General features: G+C 72.9%; 19 protein-coding genes and 1 riboswitch. Of the genes, 11 read left to right on the plus strand and 8 right to left on the minus strand.

What is annotated here, in order from left to right:
- Positions 1–143 precede the first annotated feature (143 nt).
- From ACZ7MF_RS30415 to ACZ7MF_RS30425, 3 genes are all read left to right on the plus strand, one after another.
- On the plus strand, positions 144–896 hold the full coding sequence (locus ACZ7MF_RS30415; RefSeq protein WP_471481483.1) for a hypothetical protein: 753 nt from the start codon (positions 144–146) through the stop codon (positions 894–896).
- A gap of 2 nt (positions 897–898) precedes the next feature.
- Entirely contained in the window at positions 899–3640 is a 2742-nt protein-coding gene (locus tag ACZ7MF_RS30420) for a TIR domain-containing protein (RefSeq protein ID WP_471481484.1), read from the plus strand.
- Positions 3641–3736: 96 nt separating this feature from the next.
- Complete coding sequence (locus ACZ7MF_RS30425; RefSeq protein WP_471481485.1) at positions 3737–6034, plus strand: glycosyl hydrolase family 18 protein; 2298 nt, start codon at positions 3737–3739, stop codon at positions 6032–6034.
- 97 nt (positions 6035–6131) lie between these two features.
- Here ACZ7MF_RS30425 and ACZ7MF_RS30430 read toward each other — a convergent pair whose 3' ends face one another.
- On the minus strand, positions 6132–6566 hold the full coding sequence (locus tag ACZ7MF_RS30430) for a hypothetical protein (RefSeq protein WP_471481486.1): 435 nt from the start codon (positions 6564–6566) through the stop codon (positions 6132–6134).
- Positions 6567–6716: 150 nt separating this feature from the next.
- Between ACZ7MF_RS30430 and ACZ7MF_RS30435 the strand changes: the two genes are divergently transcribed.
- Positions 6717–7364 carry a TetR/AcrR family transcriptional regulator gene (locus tag ACZ7MF_RS30435; RefSeq protein WP_471481487.1) on the plus strand — a complete coding sequence of 216 codons (648 nt, stop codon included), beginning with the start codon at positions 6717–6719 and terminating at the stop codon, positions 7362–7364.
- A gap of 158 nt (positions 7365–7522) precedes the next feature.
- Positions 7523–9124 carry an MFS transporter gene (locus tag ACZ7MF_RS30440; RefSeq protein WP_471481488.1) on the plus strand — a complete coding sequence of 534 codons (1602 nt, stop codon included), beginning with the start codon at positions 7523–7525 and terminating at the stop codon, positions 9122–9124.
- Between the two features lie 16 nt (positions 9125–9140).
- Here ACZ7MF_RS30440 and ACZ7MF_RS30445 read toward each other — a convergent pair whose 3' ends face one another.
- The 6 genes from ACZ7MF_RS30445 to ACZ7MF_RS30470 form a co-directional block, all read right to left on the minus strand.
- On the minus strand, positions 9141–9995 hold the full coding sequence (locus ACZ7MF_RS30445; RefSeq protein WP_471481489.1) for an ATP-binding cassette domain-containing protein: 855 nt from the start codon (positions 9993–9995) through the stop codon (positions 9141–9143).
- Positions 9992–10741: a cobalt ECF transporter T component CbiQ gene (gene cbiQ / locus ACZ7MF_RS30450; RefSeq protein WP_471481490.1), complete on the minus strand. Its 750-nt coding sequence runs from the start codon at positions 10739–10741 to the stop codon at positions 9992–9994. The genes ACZ7MF_RS30445 and cbiQ overlap by 4 nt, the downstream gene beginning before the upstream one ends.
- Positions 10742–11098, minus strand: a complete 357-nt coding sequence (locus ACZ7MF_RS30455; protein ID WP_471481491.1) for an energy-coupling factor ABC transporter substrate-binding protein — start codon at positions 11096–11098, stop codon at positions 10742–10744. It lies immediately after the preceding gene.
- Positions 11095–11796, minus strand: a complete 702-nt coding sequence (locus ACZ7MF_RS30460; protein WP_471481492.1) for an energy-coupling factor ABC transporter permease — start codon at positions 11794–11796, stop codon at positions 11095–11097. The genes ACZ7MF_RS30455 and ACZ7MF_RS30460 overlap by 4 nt, the downstream gene beginning before the upstream one ends.
- Positions 11797–11826: 30 nt before the next feature.
- A riboswitch (cobalamin riboswitch) is annotated at positions 11827–12012 on the minus strand.
- Between the two features lie 100 nt (positions 12013–12112).
- Positions 12113–12577, minus strand: coding sequence for a potassium channel family protein (locus tag ACZ7MF_RS30465; protein WP_471481854.1), 465 nt, complete (start codon positions 12575–12577; stop codon positions 12113–12115).
- Between the two features lie 104 nt (positions 12578–12681).
- Positions 12682–14040, minus strand: coding sequence for a chloride channel protein (locus tag ACZ7MF_RS30470; protein WP_471481493.1), 1359 nt, complete (start codon positions 14038–14040; stop codon positions 12682–12684).
- 278 nt (positions 14041–14318) lie between these two features.
- Between ACZ7MF_RS30470 and ACZ7MF_RS30475 the strand changes: the two genes are divergently transcribed.
- A complete protein-coding gene (locus ACZ7MF_RS30475) occupies positions 14319–14786 on the plus strand; it encodes a DUF7144 family membrane protein (protein ID WP_471481494.1) in 468 nt (155 codons plus the stop codon).
- 69 nt (positions 14787–14855) lie between these two features.
- Here ACZ7MF_RS30475 and ACZ7MF_RS30480 read toward each other — a convergent pair whose 3' ends face one another.
- On the minus strand, positions 14856–17999 hold the full coding sequence (locus tag ACZ7MF_RS30480; protein WP_471481495.1) for an FAD-binding and (Fe-S)-binding domain-containing protein: 3144 nt from the start codon (positions 17997–17999) through the stop codon (positions 14856–14858).
- A 169-nt stretch (positions 18000–18168) separates the two neighbouring features.
- On the opposite strand from ACZ7MF_RS30480, the gene ACZ7MF_RS30485 reads away from it, so the two are divergent.
- From ACZ7MF_RS30485 to ACZ7MF_RS30505, 5 genes are all read left to right on the plus strand, one after another.
- A complete protein-coding gene (locus ACZ7MF_RS30485) occupies positions 18169–18579 on the plus strand; it encodes a cell division protein SepF (RefSeq protein ID WP_356857243.1) in 411 nt (136 codons plus the stop codon).
- Between the two features lie 95 nt (positions 18580–18674).
- Complete coding sequence (locus tag ACZ7MF_RS30490) at positions 18675–19892, plus strand: AAA family ATPase (RefSeq protein ID WP_471481496.1); 1218 nt, start codon at positions 18675–18677, stop codon at positions 19890–19892.
- Positions 19889–20233, plus strand: coding sequence for a nucleotide pyrophosphohydrolase (locus ACZ7MF_RS30495; RefSeq protein WP_059298140.1), 345 nt, complete (start codon positions 19889–19891; stop codon positions 20231–20233). The genes ACZ7MF_RS30490 and ACZ7MF_RS30495 overlap by 4 nt, the downstream gene beginning before the upstream one ends.
- Positions 20234–20416: 183 nt before the next feature.
- A complete protein-coding gene (locus tag ACZ7MF_RS30500) occupies positions 20417–20887 on the plus strand; it encodes a DUF6099 family protein (protein WP_011030573.1) in 471 nt (156 codons plus the stop codon).
- Positions 20888–20959: 72 nt separating this feature from the next.
- A complete protein-coding gene (locus ACZ7MF_RS30505; RefSeq protein WP_471481497.1) occupies positions 20960–21883 on the plus strand; it encodes an LLM class F420-dependent oxidoreductase in 924 nt (307 codons plus the stop codon).
- The last annotated feature ends 143 nt before the right edge of the window (positions 21884–22026 follow it).

A 22026-nucleotide genomic window follows, 5' to 3' on the forward strand; every position in this document is an offset into this window, starting at 1 on the left:
CGGGCCTAAAGGTGCGTTGCCGCAACACGTGGGTCCGTCGCGATCAGGTCGGAATCCCCGTGTTCGACTTCGCCCGACCGCTGCGGGGCGATATCTTCTCCCAGTCCGGACATTCGAGGGGGGGGCGGGTGAGGAAGCTGTCTGTGCGGCCTGGTGACCGACCGCGCTGGGAGGCCGGAGTCGTCCGCCGGGCGGTGCTCCGGCTGGTGCTGGCCTCGGTCACGGGCGCGATCGCCGGTCTGGTCCTCTACAGTCTGACCCGCGTGACCAGCCGCAGCCTGTTCGCCGTTACGGGGGCCCTCGCGGCCGTGGTGGCGCTGCTGGCCAGCGAGTGGTACCGGAAGGCGGCCCGCCTGACCGAGGTGAAGGTCACCATCCCGCAGCTGAGCGAGCTGACCTTCGCGGTCAACAACGACTCGCGTCAGGTCGCCTGGCACATGTTCGTCGAAACGGTGACGCGGGTGTCCACCCAACCCCTCGCCGACGACGAGGGCGTCGTCCGCGAGGCCCTCACCTCGATGTACGGGCTGTTCGCCACGACGCGGGAGACACTGAAGGTGACCCGCCCCTCTCCCGTCGTCCCCAGTGGCCAGACGGTGGAGTACCTGGCGATCACCATGCTCAACCGTGAGTTGAGGCCGTTCCTGTCGAAGTGGCACCCGCGGCTGCGCGAGTTCGAACTGGCCCATCCGGACGGCTCGGAATCCACCTGGACGGACAACGCGGCCTGCCGGGCCGAACTCCAGCGTGTGCAGCAGCACATCCACGGCTACGCGGCCGGCTTCGCGCGGCTGGCCGGCGTCCGCGAGGCCGACGCGCTGATCGGGCAGGTACCCGGGCCCCGCGACGAGGCCGACGACCTGCGGCGCGACGCCGGGCGGACGGCCCGACCGTAGGGATGGGCAGCGGCGACGGCAGGCGGATCGACGCCTTCGTGTCGTACAGCCGGGCAGCCGACTCCCGGCTCGCCCCGTCGATCCAGCGCGGACTCACCCGCCTCGCCAGGAAGTGGTACCGCATCCGGGCACTGACCGTCTTCCGGGACCAGACGGACCTGTCCGCCTCCCACGCCCTCGGCGCCTCGATCGAGCGGGCGCTCGCCGACGCGCGGTACTTCGTGCTGCTCGCCTCGCCGGCCGCCGCGGAGTCCAAGTGGGTCGGCAAGGAGATCGAGTTCTGGCAGCGCAACCGGACGAGCGACACCTTCCTCATCGCGCTGACCGACGGGACCATCCGGTGGGACGACGAAGCGGGAGACTTCGACTGGTCGGCGACCGATGCCCTGCCGCGGAGTCTGTCGGGGTACTTCGAGGCGGAACCGTTGTGGCAGGACCTCACCTGGTCCCGTGACGCCGACCGCCTCTCCCTGTGGCACGGAGAATTCCGTGACGCGGTGGCGACACTGGCGGCCCCGATCCACGGCTCCTCGAAACGCGCACTGGACAACGCGGAGGTCAAGGAGCACCGGACACTGGTACTCGTGGGTGCGCTGGCCATGGCACTGATCCTCACCCTGGCCGTTTCCTTCGGGATCCAGTTCTGGTTCGCGACGGCCGAAAGGAACCGGGCGAACGCGAACGCCCGTGACGCCACGGTCATGAGCGCGATCCAGCAGGCGCAGGCCGAGTTGGCCAATGCGGAGACGGGCTACGACGTCAGAGCCTATCGACGGCTGATGGCGGCACGATCCCTCGCGGGGAAACCGTCGGTGGAGGGCGCCGCCTACGATGCCGCGCTCGATGCCGCCTACTCCCGCCCCAACCTGCTGAAGGTCACCGAAGTCGGGAGCGAGGCCGGCAGCCTCGCCGCCATGACGGTCGACGGTCGGCGGGCCGCCCTGGGGGGCAAGGGGCAGCCGACGCTCTGGAGCCCCGGCACCGGCCGCCCTTCCGGACCCGCCCTGGAAGCCAGGGACACCCCGGATTCGGGGCTTCTCGCCCTCGCGTTCTCCCGCGACGGGAGACGACTTGCCGCTGCCTACGACACGGCCGTCGTGCTCTGGGACGTGGAGTCCGGGAAGAAGATCAACGAATTCGCCAAGGACCGCCGCACGACCGCTTCCATGGCGCTCAGCCCCGACGGGACGACCGTCGCCGTGGCCGGGGGAGGCCTGCGGATCTGGGACACCGGCAGCGGAAAGAGACTCGGCGAACCCTTGGGCGTGACGGGCGACCGGGTCGTCTTCAGCCCCGACGGCCGAAAGCTCGCCTTCGACGCGCTCAACAACGGGGGAACAGAGGTCCACGTCCGAGGTCTCGACGCGGACGACGCCGGTGAGGTCGTCATTCCGTACCCGCACGACCTGGTCAGCAGCATCGCCTTCGCGCCGGACGGAGGCGCCCTCGCCGTCGGTACCGACGACGGCGGACTGCAACTCCGGGACCCGGACTCCGGCGAGGAGGTGGGCCGGGCCATGTCCGGTCACCAAGGCGCGATACGGGCCGTCACCTTCTCCGCCGACGGCTCCCGCATCGCCACGGCGGGAGCCGACAGGACGATCCGCCAGTGGAACGCGGCGGCCGGGTCCGCGATCGGCTTTCCGCTCACCGGCCACGCGGGTCCCGTCGACTTCATCGCCTTCTCGCGCGGCGGAGGTGAACTGGTCTCGCTCGGGGAGGACGCGACACTGCGCCGCTGGGACGCGAGGAACGCTCTCCTGCGAACCGGGCCCGCCGACGCGAGCGCCCCGGAGGCCCTCGCCGTCGACCCCCGCGGCAAGAAGGTGGCGGTCGGCAGCGCTGAAGGGGTGCGTGTCTTCAACCAGGGGACCGGCGCCCAAGTGGCGACACTGGACCTCCCGCAGGGTGCCCGAAGCCTGTCCTACGCGCCGGACGGCACCTCCCTGCTGATCGTGAGTGCCGACGGTGTCCGGGTGTGGGAGGAGGGGTCCGAGGTGCGCACGGTCACCCTCGACTCATCCGTCGGTCCGGTCAGCAGCGGGGCCTTCATGCCCTGGGGCCGGCAGATCGTGGTCGGCTCGTACGCGGGGAAACTCCTCTTCGAAGACCTGGACGCCGAGGCCGCCGGTACGGCCAGCGCCTCGATCGACATCAGGTGCTCGGCGCAGCATCTGTCCGTCAGCCAGGACGGGATGCAGGTCGCGTACGCCTGCGGCGACACAGGCGGTGTCGCCGACGCGAAGGCCGGACGGGTTCGCACCTTCGAGGCCCAGGACAGCGTCACCGCCCTGGTGATCAGCCCGGACGGGCGCACTCTGATCCTCGGAACCCGGGACGGCACGGTCTGGCGGCAGGAGCACGGTGCCGAGACATTCGTGGGAGTGGGGGTGCACCGGGGGCCGGTGCTTTCGGTCGCCTACAGTCCCGACGGCCGCTGGTTCGCCTCGGCGGGCGACGACGGCTCCGTCCTGATCCACCCCCACGGAGCCGACGAGATCTCCGCTCGCATCCCCGCCCACACCGGGCCCGTCGAGGCCGTCGCCTTCAGCCGGGACGGCGGTCGTCTCATCTCCCTGGGGGCCGACAGGGCGGCCCGGGTCTGGCACATGTTCCGGGACCCGGCGGGTGACCTGTGCGCGCGGATCACCTACAACATGTCCGAATCCGACTGGAAGAAGTGGATCTCGGACAGCTTCGACTACCGGGACCAGTGCGCAGGCAAGCCACGAGCGCACGGTTGACGCATTGGTCCAGACCTTCTACGTTGTGGGCGCTCAACTCCCTCACGCGCACGGTTCACCTCACCCCTGTACCACCCCACCACCACAGGGAGAGCCATGTACCACAGGCGCAGACCACCGACCAGGATCAGCACGCGGATCGCCGCCCTGGTGACCGCGTTGCTGTTGCCGCTCGCGGCGCTCACCGCGCTCGCGGCACCCGCCCAGGAGGCCGGAACGCTGACGGCGACCTTCACCTCCCAGAGCAACGGGTCCGGATGGACGGGCAAGTACGTCGTCCACAACAACGGCACGGCCGCCTCCGACGCCTGGACCCTGGAGTTCGACCTGCCGCCGGGTGTGTCCGTGAGCGGGCACCTCTACGGCGAAGCCACCGTCTCCGGCAGCCACGTGACCGTCGAGAACGCCTACTACAACGGCAGGGTCCCGGCCGGCGGCACCACCGAGCCCTACAGCTACCAGTTCTCCGCGACCGGCCCGGTGGGCACGCCGACCGGCTGCACCGTCAACGGCGACAAGTGCGACGGAACTCCCGACGTGCCGCCGGCCGCCCCAGGCGCACCGGAGGCGACCGCGGTCACCGCGCACACGGTCGCGCTGAAATGGGCCGCGGCCCAGCCCGGTGACCACCCCGTCACCTCCTACGAGGTCCTGAAGGGCACGGAGACCGTCGCCACCACGAGCGGCACCTCCGCCACCGTCACCGACCTGACCCCGGCGACGAGTTACACGTTCACCGTCCGGGCCACCGACAAGCGCGGCAACGTCGGACCGGCCAGTGAACCGCTCACCGTCGAGACGGTGGACCCGGCGACCGACCCGACGCCGCCGACCGCGCCGGGCAACCCGCGCTCCACCGGCAAGACCGCCACCACCGTCGGCCTGGCCTGGGACAAGTCCACCGACAACGTGGCCGTGGCCGCCTACGACGTCTACCGCGACGACACCCTGGCGAAGACCGTCGGGGCCGACACCACCACCGCCACGGTCGACGGACTCTCCCCGGCCACCGCCTACACCTTCACCGTCAAGGCCCGGGACACCGCCGACAACTCCTCGGCGGCCTCCGCGGCCGTGCAGGTGACCACCGACGACGTGGCCGGCCAGGGCAAGCAGCTCAAGGTCGGGTACTTCGTGCAGTGGGGCATCTACGGACGCCAGTACTTCGTGAAGAACCTCGACACCTCCGGCGCCGCGAAACAGCTGGACGTCGTCAACTACGCCTTCGAGAACCTCGACCCGACCAACCTCACCTGCCAGGCCGGCGTCACCAAGGGCACCTCCGGCAACCCCCAGGACCCCGACGAGGGCACCGGCGCGGGCGACGCGGACGCCGACTACGCACGGCCCATGTCCGCCGCCCAGTCCGTCGACGGGGTCGCCGACGACGGCTGGGGCAAGCTGCGCGGCAACCTCAACCAGCTCAAGAAACTCAAGGCCAAGTACCCGCACCTCAAGGTCGTCGTGTCGCTCGGCGGCTGGACGTACTCGAAGTTCTTCTCGGACGCCGCCGCGACGCCGGAGTCCCGGAAGAAGTTCGTCGAGTCCTGCATCGACGTGTGGATCAAGGGCGACCTGCCCGTCTACAACGGCGCGGGCGGTCCGGGCACCGCGGCCGGCATCTTCGACGGCATCGACATCGACTGGGAGTGGCCGGGCTCCGAGGGGCATCCGGGCAACCACTACGGCGCCCAGGACAAGGACAATCTGACCGCCCTGCTCGCCGAGTTCCGCGCCCAGCTCGACGCGCTCGGCGGCGAGCACAAGCTGCTCACCGCGTTCACCCCGGCCGACCCGGCGAAGATCGAGGCCGGCTGGGACCTCGGCAAGATCTTCGACTCCCTCGACTACGCCAACGTGCAGGGCTACGACTTCCACGGCTCGGGCAGCGACAACTCCTGGGAGCCCAACCGCACCGGGCACGCCTCCAACCTCTACACCGACGCGGAGGACCCCTACCCCTTCCACTTCAGCGTCGAGAACGCGATCCAGACGTATCTCGACGCCGGGGTCAACCCGCGCAAACTGACGGTCGGCTTCCCCTTCTACGGGCACGGCTGGCAGGGCGTCAGCGAGGGCGGCGTCGCCGGTGAGTGGCAGGACGCGGGCGGTGCGGCACCCGGTCAGTTCCCCGCGGAGGCCGGGGTCCGCGGTTACAGCAACCTGATCAGCAGCTACCCGTCCATGACCGTCCACCACGACGAGGAGTCCGTGTCCACGTTCGGCTACACCGGTCCGGGCGGCCAGTGGTGGTCCTTCGACGACACCTGGTCGATCGGGAAGAAGACCGACTGGGTCAAGTCCAAGGGCCTGCTGGGCGGCTTCGTCTGGGAGATGTCCGGCGACACGGCCGACGGCCGGCTCATGACCGCGCTGGACGACGGACTGGAGTGACGCGAACCGAAGTCACGCGAACCGAAGTCACGCGGACCGAAGTGGCGTGACGCGCCACCGGCCCTGCCGCCCCTCGCCGGGGGCGGCAGGGCAGCGCTCACGCCGCCAGGACGGTGCAGCCCAGGGCGAGCAGGGCGAGGACCTTCACGATCTCCAGGGCGACGTAGTAGAGGTGCGCGGTGGAGCGGTTCTCCGCCGGGTCCTCGCCCGCGAGCACCGCGTCGGAACGGCGGTTCAGGCGAGGCCGTACGACACCGAGCTGCACGGCCAGGTCGGCCACCGCGACGGCGGTGAGCGTCACGACCGCCGCGGAGGAGCCGCCGGTGGCGACCGCGACGACCACGGCGGCGGCGAGGACGGCCTCGGCGAGGTTCAGGGCGCGGAAGACGATGCGGCCGATGCCGAGCCCGACCGGGATCGTCACCCCGGGGGCCCGGAACTTCAGCGGCGCCTCCAGGAAGGAGATCGCCAGGACCATGCCGAGCCAGAGGAAGGTGACGGCACCTGCCACGGCCGCCGACGTCGTGTCCATCGCGGAGACCTCGCCCTCTCGTCGTCTTTCTCGGTGTCTTTCTCGGTGTTCTTCTCGGTGTCCTTCTTGGCGCGCCCCCGTGCCAGAATGTACGACCACGTCCACGCCGCCCGCCCCGCGCCCCCCGCATCGTCCCGCCCCGAGGTTCCCGTGACCAAGCCCGTCGCCCGTGAGCCGCAGCGCCGCAACGCGCGGTCGAACCGGGCGCGCATCCTGGCCACCGCCCGCCGGGAGCTGGGGCGGAACCCGGACACCACGCTGGAGGAGCTGGCCCGGGCCGCCGGTGTCGTACGGCGTACCCTTTTCGGCCACTTCCCGGGGCGTGCGGCGCTCCTGGAGGCCCTCGCCGAGGAGGCGTCCGAGGTGCTGCGGGGCGCGATGGCCGACGCGGCGCAGCCGGACGAACCGGCCGACCGGGCGCTGGCGCACTTCACGCTGCTGATGTGGTCCGTGGGCGACCGCTACCGCATGCTGCTGGCCCTGGCCCGGCACGACCTGGGCGTGGAGCGCGTGGCCGAGATCCTGGCCCCGGCCCGCGCCGAGGTCACCGCCATCCTGGAGCGCGGCCAGCGGGACGGGGCCTTCCCGGCCCACCTGCCCCCCGCCGTGCTGAGCGCGGGGCTCGAGGCGATGGTCGTCGCGCTCCTGGAGCAGGTCAACACCGGTGCCCTGGAGGACGACGGCACCCGGACCGCCGCCGCCATGCTCATCGCGGCCGGTGTGCCGGAGCGGCGGGCGCGGGCCGTCGTCGAGGTCGTGGGCCCGGCAGTGCGCGCGAAGTCCGTCCCGGCCGAGTAGGCCGGCCCCCGTTCGGCCGAGTAGGCCACCCTCCCCGTTCAGCAGGCGCCCCGGTCGGTGGGCGCCTTATTTGCACGTCCATGTGCAACAAACTACGCTGCCCTTGTCTGCTCACTCATGGGCAATTAACTCGCCCTCGCTTGTCTCCGGGAGCCCCCATGCCCCTACTCGCCACCACCCCCGTCGAGAAGATGCCTGGGCCCTACCCCCGGCGCTGGTGGGCTCTCCTGGTGCTCTGCCTGAGCCTGCTGATCGTCGTCATGGCCAACACGTCCCTGATCGTGGCCGCCCCGGACATGACCACCGACCTGGGCCTGAGCAGCAGCGACCTCCAGTGGGTCATCGACGGCTACACCGTCCCGTACGCCGCGCTGATGCTGGTGCTCGGCGCGATCGGCGACAAGTACAGCCGCCGCGGCGCCCTGGTCACCGGTCTGGTGATCTTCGCGGGCGGTTCGGTGATGGGCAGCCTGGTCCACGAGACGGGGCTGGTCATCGCGGCCCGGGCGGTCATGGGCGTCGGTGCCGCCGTCGTCATGCCGGCCACGCTGTCCCTGCTGGTCGCGGTCTTCCCGAAGGGGGAGCGGGCCCGGGCCATCACCGCCTGGACCGCCACCTCGGGACTCGCCATCGCGGTCGGGCCGCTGGTCGCCGGGTGGCTCCTGGAGGACCACGCCTGGGGCTCGACCTTCCTGGTCAACGTCCCCGTCGCGGTCCTCGCCGTCGTCGGCGCGCTGGTCCTCGTACCGCCGTCGAAGGCCGCCGGCGCGGGCCGCATCGACTATGTCGGCGGGCTGCTCTCCATCGTCTCCGTCGGCAGCCTGGTCTACGCGACCATCGAGGGCCCGCACTTCGGCTGGGGCGCCGGTCCCGTCGCCGCGGCCGTCGTCGCCGCCGTAGGCCTGATCGCCTTCGTGGCCTGGGAGCTGCGCCACCCGCACCCCATGCTGGACGTGCGACGCTTCCTGCTGCGGCCCTTCAGCGGCTCGATGCTCGCGGTGCTGTTCTTCTTCTTCGGCACCTACGGCGCCATCTACTACGCCACGCAGTTCCTGCAGTTCGTCCTCGGCTACGGCGCGCTGGAGACCGGCGTACGGCTGCTGCCGCTGGCCGGGGCCGTGTTCGTCGGCGCCGCGGTGACCGGGCGGCTGACCCCGAGGCTCGGCGTGCGGGCCATGGTCGGCTCCGGCATGGCGATCGGCACCGTCGGTGTCTTCCTGCTGGTCCTGATCGACCAGGGCTCCACCTACGCCGACTTCCTCGCCCCGATGCTGCTGCTGGGCCTCGCCATCGGCCTCAGCGTCTCCCCGGCGACCGACACCATCATGGGCTCCTTCCCGGAGAGCGAACTCGGCGTCGGCGGCGGCGCCAACGACACCGCGCTGGAACTCGGCGGTTCCCTCGGCATCGCCGTCCTGGGCTCCCTGCTCGGCACCTCCTACCGGGACGAACTGGCCGGCCTGGTGGGCGACCGGCTCCCGGCCGCCGCACTGGACACCGCCCAGGACTCGGTGGGCGGCGGACTCGCCGTCGCCGAGCGGCTCGCCACCAGCCCGGCGGCCGGACCCCAGCAGGCGCAGGCCCTCGCCGACGCCGTGAACCGGGCCTTCGCCCACGGCGTCTCGACGACCAGCCTCGTCGGCGGCGTCATCATGGCCGCCGGCACCCTGATCGTCCTCGCCGTCCTGCCCGGCCGCCGCGCCCGCGCCCAGCAGGCGGAGGACGCCCGGGAACCGGAGTACAGCGGCGCGGCGAGCTGACCCCGGGCAGCGCCCGTCACTCCGCCAGCGCCGCCAGCTCCTCCGCCGTCCGCGGGCCCCTCGCCGAGTCCGCCAGCAGGCCCCGCGCCCGCAGCAGCCCGGCCGCCGCGACGCCCCAGGGGAGCCGCAGCCTGGCCTGCCGCAGCAGGTCGGTGCGGGCCAGCGTCGGGGCAGCCGGGCCGGTGCGCACACCGTCCGGGGTGAGCAGGGCTGCGTCGTCGGACCAGCGCAGGGCGAGGTCGACGTCGTGGGTGGCCATCACCACGGTGGTGCCGCCCGCGCGCAGTCGGTCCAGGGTGGCCAGCAGCCGCTCCTGCCCGTCCGGGTCGAGACCGGCGGTCGGCTCGTCGAGGATCAGCACCCGGGGCCGCATCGCGACCGCCCCCGCGATAGCGGTCCGCTTGCGCTGCCCGTACGACAGCAGGTGCGTGGGCCGCTCGGCCAGCGCCGCGATGTCCAGCGCGGCCAGCGCCTCCCCGACCCGGGAGCGCACCTCCGCGTCGGGCAGCCCCAGGTTCAGCGGACCGAAGGACACGTCCTGGCCGACCGAGGCCGCGAAGAGCTGGTCGTCCGGGTCCTGGACCACCAACTGCACGGCGGTCCGCAGCCGGGTCAGCCCCTTGCGGTCGTAGGTCACCGGCTCACCGTCGACCGTCAACGTCCCCGCGCGCGGCCTCAGGCCGCCGCTCAGCAGCCGCATCAGCGTCGTCTTGCCACTGCCGTTGCGGCCGAGCAGCGCCAGCGCGCGCCCCTCGCGCACCGCGAAGTCCAGGCCCGCCAGCACGTCCGGACCCTCCTCGTACGCGAACGACGCGCCCCGCAGGGCGACCAGGGCCGGGGCCGGTTCAGAGGACTGGTCCGGTTCGCTCACGACAGGGGTCCTTCCAGTACGAGGGTGAGGGCGGCCAGCGCCGCGAGCAGCGTGACGCTCGCCGCCGTGAACGGCACCGAGACCCGGGCCTCGGGTACCAGCACGCGCAGGGTGCCGTCGTAACCGCGCCCGGCGAGCCCGGTCTGGAGCCGGGCCGCCCGGTCGAAGGCCCGCACGAACGCGGTGGCGCCGAGCCCGCCGAGCGAACGCCAGGCCGCCGCCCGGCTGGTGTGCCCGAGCCGCGCGGCCTGCGCCTCACGGATCCGGCGCACCGAGTCCAGCAGCAGGAAACTCATCCGGTACGTCACCAGCGCCACGTCCACGACCGGCGCCGGCACCCCGGCCCGCACCAGGCGCGGCAGCAGGTCGGACATCGGCGTGGTGAACGCGAACAGCAGCACCCCCAGCGAGGCCGCCGAGGTGCGCAGCAGCAGCCCGCCCGCGCGCACCGCACCGCCGTCGGCCGCCGTCAGGAACCCGTCCGGGCCCCCGACCTGGACCAGCAGCGGCAGCGCACCCGTCACGCAGAAGCCCAGCGGCACCCGGTAGGCCCGCCACAGCCGGCGCCCGGGCACGCCCGCCGGGCCCAGCAGCACCGTCAGTGCCGCCACCAGTACCAGCGCCGCGCCCGGCCAGGGCGGCAGCGAGATCGCGAGCACGGTCAGGCCGAGACCGAGCACGGCCTTGTCCACGGGATGGCGGCGGCGCCAGCGACTGCTGTGCGCCGCCGCGTCGATCGGCAGCACTCAGGCCCCTTCGGGGGTGTCCCCCGCAGCCGCCGTGGCCTCGGAAGTGGCCAACGCCCGCTCCTCGCCCTGCCGCCGGCCCCGGCGCAGTCCGAAGTAGTACGCCAGCACGCCCGCGCCGAGCGCGGCCTGGAGGGCGAACAGCGCCGACTCGACCTCCCCGGACGGCGGTTCGTACAGCGGGGAGAACCACGGTTCGTAGTCCGGTTCGATCTCGGTGATCGCCGTCTCCGCCTCCGCGTCGGCCCCGGCGAACGGCTCCTCCTTGTGGTCGCCGAGCCCCAGCACCAGCGGCAGCACCGCCAGCGCGGCCACGGCGAGCAGCAGCAGGGTGTTGATCTTCGCGTTCCGGCTCATCGGGCCGCCACCGCCTCCTGCTTCGGCTCGCCCGACCGCGTCAGCAGCACGCCCAGCCGGGTCAGTTCGCCCTTGCTGGACTGCACCAGCAGCCGCATCACGATCACCGTGAGCAGGCCCTCGCTCACCGCGAGGGGAATCTGCGTGACGGCGAAGATCGAGCCGAACTTGCCGAGCGCGCCCAGGAACCCGCTGCCCGGGTCCGGGAAGGCCAGCGCCAGCTGCACGCTGGTCACGCAGTACGTGGACAGGTCGGCGACGAACGCGCCGGAGAACACCGTGACCATCAACGGCACGTCCCAGCGGCGCAGCAGCCGGTAGACGCCGTACCCGGCCCAGGGGCCGACGATCGCCATCGAGAAGACGTTGGCGCCGAGCGTGGTCAGCCCGCCGTGGGCGAGCAGCAGCGCCTGGAAGAGCAGGGTGATGGTGCCAAGGACCGCCATGATCGGCGGCCGGAACAGGATGGCGCCCAGACCGGTGCCGGTCGGATGGGAGCAACTCCCGGTGACCGACGGCAGCTTCAGGGCCGACAGGACGAACGTGAAGGCCCCGGAGGCGCCGAGGAGCAGCGTGCTCTCCGGGTGCTCCCTGACCTCACGGGTGAGTGACCGGACTCCGTGGACGACGAACGGCGCGGACGCGACACCCCAGGCGATCGCGTGCGCCGGTGGCAGAAAGCCCTCGGCTATGTGCATGGCTCAGCAGACCCTCTCCAGCACCTCGTGGATGGACGACGCGCCTTGGCCGGTCTCCTGGCTTACGGGTACCACCGCCCGTGCTCCGCCTTCCCGGATCGCAAGCGATCCAGTGGCTGCCCGCGAGGGCCGGAGCCGGACTTCCCGATTCACAGTGGCGAGGGCCGCACCGGCATCACACCGGATTTCCCGTTCACCAAGGCGTGGCGACAGTAGTGCTCCCACGGGGGCGGGCACAAGCGGGCCTCGGGCCCGGCGGGCGCCCCGCCCGGCCGTCGAACAGGCCTCGGGACTGCGTAAACGCCCGGCGCCGCCGTCAGCGGGACCGGCCGCCCCGCTCGGGTCGCCGGACCACCATGTCCCGCATCCGGGTGGTCAGCGCGGTCGCGGCGGCCGTGAGGAAGACGAAGCTGTAGGTGATCTGGAGGATGGCCACGACCCGCGCGGCCTGGCCGCGCGGGGTGATGTCCCCGTACCCGACGGTCGCGAGCGTCACCACGGTGAAGTACAGCGCGTCGATCCGGGTGTGCAGTCCGCTGAACTCGCCCGGCGACTTGGCGAGGGCGTAGTACGTGGCCGAGAAGACGTGCACGGACAGGACGATCAGCAGCGAGATGACCACCCCGGGCCGGCTGTCCGGACGGTCCAGGAGAACGTGCCGGATCTGCCGCAGCAGCAGCAGGGCCACGAGGGTCAGCAGCAGGGCGAACAGCACCCAGCTCAGCAACGGCCGCTGCGGCCCCAGCTGGTCGAGGGGGAGCAGGAAGTACGCCACGACCACGGCGGCCGCGATCCCGACCCGTACGAGCCAGGGCCGGACGGCGTCCCAGCCGGTACGGGGACGCGGCCGAGGCCGGGGACGTGGCTGTGCGGTCCGGTGGTCCTTCACCGCGCCGCTCCCGCCGTCGGCGCTCCGTCCGGCGTCCCGCCCGCCTCCGGCCGGGTCCGGCGCACCAGCTGGGCCACGACGAACGAGACGACCGAGGCCATGACGATCAGCGGCATCTGGTCGTGGGAGTCCCGGCCCATCAGCAGCACCGCCAGGACCGAGCTGGCCAGCGGCAGCCCCGTCACCGCGGCGGCCGCGGCGGCGATGCCGAGGGCGAGGGCCGGGGTGGCGCCGAAGCCGGGCAGCCCGGAGCAGGCCAGGGCCGTCGCCGCGCCCAGCAGGACGGCCGGGAAGATCGGGCCGCCGCGCAGCGCGCCCAGCGCGATGCCCCAGGCCAGCGCCTTGCACGCGACCAGCGCGACCAGCGCCCCCACGGACCAGGCGTGCGGCTGCGCGGCGAGCTGGGCGAGGGTGGCCTGGCCGGACAGCGCGGCCTCGGCCGGGGAACGGCCGGTGATCAGCGCGTACGCGGCGACACAGACGCCGACCGCGGTGGCGCAGGCGACGGTGCGGGCGGCCGTGCGGCGCCGGGTCCAGGTGACGGTGCGGCGGCCCAGCGCGCGGGCCAGCGTCACCAGTACGGCGATCAGGGCGGCGGTGGGCAGGCCCCACAGGAAGTCCCCCGCGTCCGGATTGGCCTGCGGCGGCAGGTCGGGCAGGCCCAGCGCGCCGATCTCCAGCCCCGTCCACTGCCCGAAGCCGGTGAAGACCAGGGCGCCGGTCGCGCTGGCCAGCAGGCAGGGCAGCAGCAGGGCGACCAGCTGGGTGCCGGCCAGCCCCGCCCCCTCGATGAGCAGGACCGCCGCCGCGATCGGGCCGCCGAGGATGGTGGAGATCGCGGCGGTGGAGCCGGCCGTGGCGAGGATCGCGCTCGCCCGCTGGTCGCCGCCCGCGCCCGCCCGCCGTACCGCCAGCAGGGCGAGCCCGCTGCCGACGGCCATGAGCGGGGCCTCGGGGCCCAGCACCACGCCGAGCGGCAGCGTGGCCAGCGCGGCCAGCACCGCGCCGGGCAACGCCCGGGGGCCGACGGGCGCGCCGCCCAGGCCGTTCACCGGCAGATGGCCGCCGCCGCCCGGCATCCGGGTCACGATCGGCGCCAGGATCAGCCCGGCGAGCACCAGCGCGGGCAGCGGCCACCACCACGGCGGGGTGTCGTACCCGGCCGCCTCGGGCAGCGAGGTCCACACCCAGTGCTGCAACTCGTGCTGGAGCCCGACGAAGAAGAAGCAGGCCAGCGCGATGGGCACCCCCAGCAGCACGCACAGCAGCAACAGCCGCCGGTAGCCGGGGCTGAGCAGGGTCTGCCGCAGGGACCGCTCCGCCCGGTCCGGGACGGCGTTCGCCGGCGCGGTCACGGAACCCGTCCGCGCGGGCCCCGCCGGGGCAGCGGCCGACTCGTCACACGCCCTCCTTCGTCCCGCCCGGGTCCGTCGGTCACCGGGGCCGCGGGTGCCGCTCAGTTAACGCGAGGCCGGGGGCGCCCGCATGCGCACGCCCGGCGCGCGATTCACCCGTACGGCGGACCCGCGTGGCCGGGGAGCGCGGCCACCCGCAGGCTCTGAATGACCTGTCGGTGCCGTCGGGCGCCGGTGGGCAGCTGCCCCGTACGGGGGACACAGAAAGGACTCCGCTCATGAGCCAGCACGCCGAACCCACTCCCGGCCGGCCGTCCCACGGCGGCGACGCCTCCTGGGCCCAGCGCTCGGGGGACCGCACCAGCGGCTGGGTGACCGGCGGTGTCGTCTTCGCGGGTGTACTGCTGCTGCTGAACGGCGCGCTCGCCGTCCTCCAGGGCATCGCGGCCATCGCCGAGGACGACGTCTACGCCCGTATCGGCACCTACGTCTACGAGATGAGCCTGACCGGCTGGGGGATCGTCCACGTCATCCTCGGCGCCCTCGTGTTCGTCACCGGTTTCGGTCTGCTCAAGGACATGGCCTGGGCGCGGGTGGCGGGTATCGTCCTCGCCTCGCTGAGCCTGATCGCCCAGTTCCTGTTCCTGCCGTACGCGCCCGTCTGGTCCGTGATCATGATGGCGATCGACGTGTTCGTGATCTGGGCCCTGGCGAGCCGTCAGGACAGCGCGTCGTCCCGGGCCTGAGACGCCACGCCCGGATCCGACGGACGGTCACCCCGCACCCGCGGTGGTGACCGTCCGTCGGATCCGGGCTCAGTGGCGGCGCAGGCTCCGGGCCAGCGCCGTCGCCGCCGCCGCGGTGCCCACGGCGGCCGCCGCCGCGGCCGCGAGGGCCAGGGCCCGGGCCCGCGGACCGGGAGCGGCCGGCCGGGCGCCCGGGGCGGTCCCGTACGCGCTGCCCGGGGTCCCCGGGCCGGTCGCGGGGCCGGGCGGCAGGGCCGAGGCCAGCAGTTCCGCCAGATGGACGCCCTCGTGGCCGCCGCTGTCGAACTCGTGGATCTGGGTGCGGCAGCTGAACCCGTCGGCGAGGACGACGGCCGACTCGTCCTCCTCCCGCAGCCGCGGCAGCAGCACCCGTTCCGCGCACGCCTCGCTGACGTCCAGGTGACCGCGCTCGAAGCCGAAGTTGCCGGCCAGCCCGCAGCAGCCGGAGTCCAGCCGTTCCGCGTCCACCCCGGCCCGGCGCAGCAGCTCCTGGTCGGCCTCCCAGCCCAGTACCGCGTGCTGGTGGCAGTGCACCTGGGCCAGCGCCCGCGCGGACCGGTCGGGGACCTTCGGCGGCTCGTAACCCGGGGAGTGCCCGGTGAGCAGCTCCGAGAGGGTCACCGTCTGCTCGGCCAGCCGCAGCACGTCCTGGTCGCCGGGGAACAGCTCGGCCGCGTCGGCCCGGAACACGGCCGTGCAGCTCGGCTCCAGTGCCACGACCAGGCCGCCCGCCCGGACATGCCCGGCCAGGGCGCGCACGGTCCGGGTGAGGACCTTCTCGGCCGTGCCGAGCTGCCCGGTGGAGATCCAGGTCAGCCCGCAGCACAGCGGCTCGTGCGGCAACTCCACCCGCCAGCCGGCCTGTTCGAGGACCCGTACCGCCGCCCGGCCGATGTGCGGGTGGAAGTGGTTGGTGAAGGTGTCCGGCCACAGCAGCACGGACCCGCGGCGGCCGTCACCCTCGGGCTCGTGGTCCGCGAACCACTGCTCGAAGGTCCGCTCCGCGAACAGCGGCACCTCCCGGTCGGCCACTCCGGCCACCAGCACCGCGGCCTTCGACAGCAGCGGCGCGTGCGTGAGCGCGTTGACCACCGGCGCGAGCCGGGCGCGGCCCACCACCTGCGCGAGCGCCGGCAGCCAGCCCATCGACCAGTCCGAACGCGGCCTGCGCCACGGCCGACCGGCGTAGTGGTGGGACAGGAACTCCGCCTTGTACGTGGCCATGTCCACGTCCGCCGGACAGTCCTTCTTGCACCCCTTGCAGGCCAGGCACAGATCGAGGGCGTCCTTCACCGCCTCCGAACGCCAGCCGTCCCGGATCGCGCCGTCCCCGTGCCCGTCGAGCATCTCGAACAGCAGCCGGGCCCGGCCCCGCGTCGAGTGCTCCTCCTCGCGGGTCACCTGGTACGACGGGCACATCACCGTGCCGTCGCTGGTGTGCTGCCGGCACTTTCCGACCCCGACGCAGCGATTGGCCGCCTGGGAGAACGAACCCCCGTCGTGCGGAAAGCGGAAGTGCAGGTCACGGGGCTCGAACGGGGCCCAGTCACCGCCGAGCCGCAGGTTGTCGTCCAGCCCGTACGGCGCGACGACCTTCCCCGGGTTCATCCGGTCCAGCGGGTCGAACACGGCCTTCAGCCGCCCGAACGCCTCCACGAGCCGGTCCCCGAACATCCGCCCCAGCAGCTCGCCCCGGCTCTGCCCGTCCCCGTGCTCGCCGGACAGCGAGCCGCCGAACTCGACGACGAGATCGGCGGCCCGCTCCATGAACCTCCGGTACGTCGCCACCCCGTCCGCGGTGTACAGGTCGAACGGGATCCGGGTGTGCACGCAGCCCTGCCCGAAGTGGCCGTACAGGCTCGGACCCGTGTCGCTCAGGTACCCGAACTCCTCGAACAGGCCGCGCAGTCGTCGCAGGTAGTCGCCCAGCTTCTCGGGGGAGACCGCCGAGTCCTCCCAGCCCTCGAAGGTGTCGGGCCTGCCCGGGATGTGCGCGGTGGCGCCGAGCCCGGCCTCGCGGACCTGCCACAGGTCCTCCTCGTGCGACGGGTCGTCCAGGAACGCGCAGTCGGCGTCGCGTTCGGAGCGGTGCACCGCCTCCAGCATCCGGTGCGCCCGCGCGTCGGCCTCCTCGACGGTGTCCCCGCCGAACTGCACCATCAGGTAGGCGTTGCCCTCGGGCATCTCGGCCAGCGCCTCGGGGTTCAGGTGCTTGATCCGCTCGTCGCGCACCAGCCGGGCGTCGACGCCCTCCAGGGCGATCGGCTCGTGCGGCAGGATGCCGGGCACCGCGTCGGCGGCCTTGTCGATGCTGTCGAACCCGAGCACGAGCAGGGAGCGTTCCTTCACCACCGGCACCAGTTCCAGCTCCGCCCGCACCACCGTGACCAGCGTCGACTCGCTGCCCACCAGCAGTCCTGCCACGTCGAAGCCGAACTCCGGGAGCAGGGAGTCCAGGTTGTAGCCGGAGACCCGGCGCGGGACGTCCGGGAACCGGCGGCGGATCTCGTCCCCGTAGGTGTCGCGCAGCGCCCGCAGCCGCCGGTAGACGGTCGCCCGCAGATCGCCCTGCCGCTCGATCTCGGCGTACTCCTCGTCGTCCGTCTCCCCGCACCAGAAGCGGGTGCCGTCGTACAGCAGCACCTCCAGGCGGCTGATGTTGTCCACGACCTTGCCGTGCGCCTGCGCGGTGGCACCGCAGGAGTTGTTGCCGATCATGCCGCCGATGGTGCAGTTCGCGTGGGTGGCGGGCTCGGGCCCGTAGCGCAGGCCGTGCGGCGCGAGTTGCCGGTTCAGGTCGTCGAGCACGATCCCGGGCTGGACGACGCAGGTGCGGGCGCCGGGGTCCACCGACTCCACCCGGGTGCAGTACTTCGACCAGTCGAGGACCACGCCCGCGTTGGTGCACTGCCCGGCCAGGCTGGTCCCGCCACCGCGCGAGAGCACGGGTGCGCCGAACTCCCGGGCCACGGCCACCGCCTCCACCCCGGCCTCCGGGGTACGCGGGACGACCACGCCGAGCGGGGTCTGCCGGAAGTTCGACGCGTCCGTGGAGTAGGCGGCCCGGCTCCCGGCGTCGAAGCGGACCTCACCGTCCACCCGCTCGCGCAGGGCGTCCCGGAGTGCGGCGGTGTCGACCCTCGGCGCTGCCCCCTCGCGCGTGACGGGCTCGGGCAGGTCCAGCGCACCCATGGACTCTCCGTAAGTTGGTCGGCGGCCCGGGAGGGCCGGATGTGGCCGTCGCTGAGTACCCCGCCCCTCCCCGGACAATCACCGGACACGGAGCGTCGCCAACCGTGTCGCTGTTGGGCCGAACGGGTGACTTGGCGTAAGAATTGGCTGGTGCAGGCAATGAAGGCGAATGAAATCGGGGGAGCCGGTGAACAGCCACGACGTCACCGATGAACAGTGGGAAGGGCTCGCCCAGGTAGTTCCGCTGCGCGGGCGCGACGCCTGGCCGTCCGCGGTCGGCCACCGGGCGATGCCGGAGGCGGAGACGGAGCGGCGCCGCCGGTTCGTCGTCCTGAGGGTCAACGTGTTCGCGGACGCCCGCGAGGTCGCCGAGATCCTGATGGCGGGGATCCCGGTGCTCCTGGACCTGACCAGCGCCGAGGGCGAGGTCGCCAAGCGGGTCCTGGACTTCAGTACCGGCGTCGTCTTCGGCCTGGCCAGCGGGATGCACCGGGTGGACCGCAACGTCTTCCTGCTGACCCCGGCGGGCACCGAGGTGAACGGGCTGATGGAGAGTGCGGCGGGGGTGCCGGGAGTGTGACGGTCCGCTCCGGTCCTGACCGTCCGGTCCCCCGATCGTAGGAAAGCCGTCCGGGCAAAACGGTTCGCCGTCCGGCGGAGTCCTACGGTCCGCATATGGCAGCGTCACCTGCGTCCCCCGCGTCACCCGCGCCTTCCGCGTTACCGGCGTCCGGCGCGCCGATCCCCGACCGTCCCCGCGTCACCCAGCTGCGGTTGTCCGCCTTCGCCGGGCACCGGCGCGCCGTGCTGCGGCTCGGGCCGCTCACCGTGCTCGCCGGGCCCAGCGGCAGCGGCAAGACCAGTGCGCTCAGGGCGTACGACGCCCTGGCCCGGCTCGGCGGCGGCGCGGAACTCGGCGCGGTGTTCCCGGACCCGGGCGCCTGTGTGCCCGAGCGGGCCCGGCCCGACGCGCAGCACCGCCGGGGCTTTCGCATCGGCTGCACGGCCGACGGGGCCGAGGGGCCGGTGCACCTGGACGTCGCCGTGCAGGCCGAGCCCGAACTGCGCATCGTGGGGGAGCGGCTGACGGCGGACGGCGTCGTGCTGCTCGAGACGGCCCTGCGCGACCCCGGCCGCCGTGCCGTGCAGGCGGCCTGGCACACGGCCGGGTCGGCGCCCGTGACCCGCGCCCCGCTGCCCGACGACCGGCTCGGCACCCCGCTGCTGCCGTTGCGGGTGGCCGGCAAGACGGACGGGCAGCGCAGGGTGCTCGCGGCGGCCGAACAGATGGTGGTCGCGCTGCGCTCCGTCTTCGCCTGCGATCCGCGGCCGGGCCGGATGCGGGAGCCCGTACCCACCGGCTCGGGGCGCCTGCTCGGCGGCTGCGACAACCTCGCCGACGTGCTGTGGCGCACCCGCGCCGAGTGCGGCCGGCGGCACGCGCAGTTCGTCGCGGCGGTACGGGCCGGATGCGCGGGCCCGGTCGAGGACGTCCTGGCCGAACCGGCCCTCGGCGGGGTGGTCCGCGCGCTCCTCGACCGGGGCGACGGCGTCCGTACCGGCCTCGGCCGCCTCGGCTACGGCGAGCTGCGCTACCTCGCCCTCGCCCTGGTGCTGTTCACCGGCCCCGGTGTGCTGGAGGTCGACCCGGCCGGCGAGGTGCCCGCCGCGCTGCAGACGCTCACCGTCCTCGCCGACGGCTTCGACCGCGGCCTCGACGTGCGCCAGCGCGCCGAACTGCTCCGGCTGGCCGCGCGGATGTGCGACCGGGGGCACATCCGCCTGGTCGGAGCGGTCGCCGACGCGTCGTGGGCGGTCGAGGCGGTGGGGGAGGCGGGGCAGGCAGGGGCGGCCGGAGCGGGCGGTGTCACAGTGGTACACCTGAACCCGTGACCGATCATCCCCGTGACCTCGCGGCACTGCGGCGCAGGCTGGCCGAGTTCGCCGCCGCGCGCGACTGGCAGCCGTACCACACCCCCAAGAACCTGGCCGCCGCGCTGAGCGTGGAGGCCTCCGAACTCCTGGAGATCTTCCAGTGGTTGACACCCGAGCAGTCGGCCCGGGTCATGACCGACCCGGACACCGCCCACCGGGTCCGGGACGAGGTGGCCGACGTTCTGGCCTACCTCCTCCAGTTCTGCGAGGTGCTCGGAGTCGACCCGCTGGCCGCGCTGGAGGCGAAGATCGAGCGCAACGAGTCCCGGTTCCCGGTGGCGGGCGCACCGGAAGACTGAACCCGGGGGAGTCAACCACTCCGCTATCACTCTCCGCAGTCAGATTCCGGCCAGAAATCGCGATGGTGTCCGAAGATTTCCGCCTTCCTCTGGCTTTTCGTCCCACACGCCTTCACTCTGGGTAGTGAACAACGGAGTTCGGGCGGACGCGCCGCGAGCGCGTCGGACAGACGGGGGCAGCGCATGGACGCTGTGCGGCTCATCGTGACCAGTGGGCGTGCCCTGGCCGCCGGCGGCGAGGTGCCGGAGGTCCTGACTGAGGTGTGGCAGGTGCAGGCCCTGGCCCAGGCGATCGGCAGCCGGCTGGCGGTCCACGGACCACCCGAACTGCGCGGCGAGGCCATCGGGTTGACCGAGCTGGCGGGCCGAGGCTGCGGAGTGCTGCACACCCCGGAGCTGGCCCCGGGCGAGCTGCGCGCCGCCCAGCTCACCGAACTGGGTGACGCCCGGCAGGCCCTGATGCGCCTGGGCACCCTGCTCGGCGAGACCGGCATCGCCCTCGTGGGCGTCGCCTGCGCCGCCGACGACGAGGCGACGTACTGGCAGTGCATGGAGGCCATCGACGCAGCCGACGAGTCGCGCGACCGGGTCCTGGAGATGCTCCGCAAACTGGCGGACCGCGACGCGCACTTACCCGAGCGCGAGGCGGGCTAGGGCCCCGCGCCTCGCGCGCCGCGACGTGGAGCCTGTGCCGTACCCCCGCGCCGAGCAGGCAGGATGGAAGACATGGATCTCCGTATCTTCACCGAGCCCCAGCAGGGGGCCACCTACGACACCTTGCTCACCGTGGCCAAGGCCACCGAGGACCTCGGCTTCGACGCCTTCTTCCGCAGCGACCACTATCTCCGCATGGGCGCCGTGGACGGACTCCCCGGCCCCACCGACGCCTGGATCACCCTCGCCGGACTCGCCCGGGAGACGAAGCGCATCCGCCTCGGCACCCTCATGACCGCCGGCACCTTCCGCCTGCCCGGCGTCCTCGCCATCCAGGTCGCCCAGGTCGACCAGATGTCGGGCGGCCGCGTCGAGCTGGGCCTGGGCGCAGGCTGGTTCGAGGAGGAGCACAAGGCGTACGGCATCCCCTTCCCGAAGGAGAAGATCGGCCGCCTGGAGGAGCAGCTGGCCATCGTCACCGGTCTGTGGGCCACCGAGACCGGCAAGACCTTCGACTTCCACGGAAAGTTCTACGACCTCACCGACTCGCCCGCGCTGCCCAAGCCCGCGCAGGCCAGGGTGCCCGTGCTCATCGGCGGCCACGGCGCCACCCGCACCCCGCGGCTGGCCGGTCAGTACGCCGACGAGTTCAACATGCCGTTCGCCTCGATCGAGGACACCGAGCGCCAGTTCGGCCGGGTACGCGCCGCCGCCGAGGCGGCCGGCCGCGGCGCGGACGCGCTCACCTACTCCAACGCCCTCGTCGCCTGCGTCGGCAAGGACGACGCCGAGGTCGCCCGGCGCGCCGCCGTCATCGGCCGCGAGGTGGAGGAGCTGAAGGCCAACGGCCTCGCGGGCTCCCCGGCCGAGGTCGTCGAGAAGATCGGCCGGTACGCCGAGGCCGGCGCCCAGCGCATCTACCTCCAGATCCTCGACCTCGACGACCTGGACCACCTGGAGCTGATCTCCTCCCAGGTCCAGTCGCAGCTCTCCTGAACCGTCCCTGCCGCACGGCCGAATAACCGAAGGCGCCGGTCACCCGCCCTGTGCGATCGTGTGACCGTCGTCCTGCCGGAGCCCTCGGGGTACCGCCCCGGGGGCTCCCGCACGTACGGCGCCACCCTTGATCCCTTGCACCG

The sequence above is a fragment of the Streptomyces sp. NPDC111628 genome (genome assembly GCF_055635195.1).

Coding starts and splice junctions, on each gene's coding strand:
- ACZ7MF_RS30425 (WP_471481485.1), top strand. CDS start 3,737: ATGTACCACAGGCGCAGACCACCGACCAGGATCAGCACGCGGATCGCC.
- ACZ7MF_RS30420 (WP_471481484.1), top strand. CDS start 899: ATGGGCAGCGGCGACGGCAGGCGGATCGACGCCTTCGTGTCGTACAGC.
- ACZ7MF_RS30500 (WP_011030573.1), top strand. CDS start 20,417: ATGGACGCTGTGCGGCTCATCGTGACCAGTGGGCGTGCCCTGGCCGCC.
- ACZ7MF_RS30440 (WP_471481488.1), top strand. CDS start 7,523: ATGCCCCTACTCGCCACCACCCCCGTCGAGAAGATGCCTGGGCCCTAC.
- ACZ7MF_RS30430 (WP_471481486.1), bottom strand. CDS start 6,566: ATGGACACGACGTCGGCGGCCGTGGCAGGTGCCGTCACCTTCCTCTGG.
- ACZ7MF_RS30475 (WP_471481494.1), top strand. CDS start 14,319: ATGAGCCAGCACGCCGAACCCACTCCCGGCCGGCCGTCCCACGGCGGC.
- ACZ7MF_RS30505 (WP_471481497.1), top strand. CDS start 20,960: ATGGATCTCCGTATCTTCACCGAGCCCCAGCAGGGGGCCACCTACGAC.
- ACZ7MF_RS30490 (WP_471481496.1), top strand. CDS start 18,675: ATGGCAGCGTCACCTGCGTCCCCCGCGTCACCCGCGCCTTCCGCGTTA.
- ACZ7MF_RS30460 (WP_471481492.1), bottom strand. CDS start 11,796: ATGCACATAGCCGAGGGCTTTCTGCCACCGGCGCACGCGATCGCCTGG.
- ACZ7MF_RS30480 (WP_471481495.1), bottom strand. CDS start 17,999: ATGGGTGCGCTGGACCTGCCCGAGCCCGTCACGCGCGAGGGGGCAGCG.
- ACZ7MF_RS30485 (WP_356857243.1), top strand. CDS start 18,169: ATGAAATCGGGGGAGCCGGTGAACAGCCACGACGTCACCGATGAACAG.
- ACZ7MF_RS30455 (WP_471481491.1), bottom strand. CDS start 11,098: ATGAGCCGGAACGCGAAGATCAACACCCTGCTGCTGCTCGCCGTGGCC.